Origin of the sequence: Micromonospora solifontis (assembly GCF_003725545.1) — a bacterium.
In the GTDB taxonomy this organism is placed as follows: Bacteria; Actinomycetota; Actinomycetes; order Mycobacteriales; family Micromonosporaceae; genus Micromonospora; species Micromonospora solifontis.
The window spans coordinates 1-1,508 of sequence record NZ_RJLN01000191.1 but is presented as its reverse complement, the minus strand read 5'-3'; the positions used below and the strand labels follow the sequence as shown (position 1 = coordinate 1,508).

Below are 1,508 nucleotides of genomic sequence, written 5' to 3'. Positions count from 1 at the left end.
GTACGGCAGCCGCCAATTGCTAGCTGACCAGGGCGTAGTCCCGGTTTAGTCGTGTGCGTTGGTGGAACCAGCGTGCGCGGGCCTGGTGACGGCGTCGCCAGTTGAGCCAGTGCGTGTCGTGGTGGGGCGGTCTCGGGTGGTGGAGGGCGTTGGCGAGGAGTCGTTTGACCTCGGGGACGGTCAGCGGGATCATTCCGGGCTCGGGTGGTGGCTGCTGGTCCGGTGTGTGCGGTGGTGGTGCCTGGGTGTCGGTGCGGTCGGTGAGGTGGGCGGCGGTGACGGCGCAGACCGCGAGGGCGGCCATGACCAGCACGGTGTGCCGGGCGATGGCGGTGTAGAGGCGGGCTTGGCACTGGTCCAGGCCGAAGTGGTCCTTGCTGAACTCGAAGTCTTCCTCGACCGGCCAGCGCAGCCCGGCAGCGCGGATCAGTCTCGTCTTGGTCAGGGTCTGCCCCTCGGGCACATGACAGTAGTGAAACGCCAGTTCACCGCTGCGTAGGTGACGGCGGACCAGCAGGTGATGCCGGGGTGAGGCGGTGGCGATCCACGCCCACGCGTACCAGCGCTGTCCCTTCGACCCGGTGCCTGCTGAGCGGACCTCCCGCCGGTGTGTGCCGGCGGCCAGCAGGGAGACGGCCTGCGCGCAGGTCATCCTGTCTCCGGATGGAAGGTTGATCATGAAGGTAGAAGCGACCCGCAGCACGTACGCCTGCCCATGAGTCTCGAAGAACTCCCGCAACTGGGTGCAGTTGCCGTACACCTCGTCACCGCAGGCGACGTCGAAGGCCAGGCCGTCGGCGTACGCGTCCGCACAGATGTCGATGGCCAACTGGCCCTTGGTGCGAAACTCCAACCCGGGTGGCAGCCCCATACCGGTCGAGGCCTGCGGGTCGGTGATGTGCTCGGCAGGAATCCACTGACGCGCCCCGATCAACGCGTGCCCCACCTTCTCCCGCACATAGGACAAATGCACGGTGTTGATCCCGTTCGCGACCCTGCCCGCGCACCCCATGTACTGCCGCTTCACCCCACACGTCGCGACACCCTGCTTGGCCTGACCCGTCTCGTCCAACGCCCCGACGACCAGGCCACGCCGCCGCCGACGGCTCGCCGCCGCGTCCAGACCAGCGGCGGCGAACCGCCGGACCTGACCCATCGCGGCCGTCGTGTCCCAGACCGCCCGGTTCAACAGCCGCTGCGTGCGGTCCGGCGTGACATCCCCGACCTGCTCGGCGATCGTCCATCCGTTCCGCTTCGGCATCTGACTGACCAGCGCCGACATGTATCTTCCCGCATGCTGCCACGTCTGCGTCCGCACGAAACACGACCGCAGCGCCTCCAACAGCTCTGCCCTTGCCCGCACCGCGCGTCTGCCCGCTACCCTGGCAGCAGCAGCCGCCTTCGATCTTGTCGTTCTCACACATACATGATCAACAGGCGGCTGCGTCCACGTTGCACTATCCCACCGCAACCCGCCAGGTCAGGCCGCCAATGGCGGCTGCCGTACT

1 protein-coding gene is annotated in these 1,508 nt (G+C 67.6%); it reads right to left on the bottom strand.

Annotated features, from left to right (window positions below; translation table 11 throughout):
- Positions 1–19 precede the first annotated feature (19 nt).
- A complete protein-coding gene (locus tag EFE23_RS27795) occupies positions 20–1,363 on the bottom strand; it encodes an IS701 family transposase (RefSeq protein WP_255421186.1) in 1,344 nt (447 codons plus the stop codon).
- Positions 1,364–1,508: the final 145 nt, after the last annotated feature.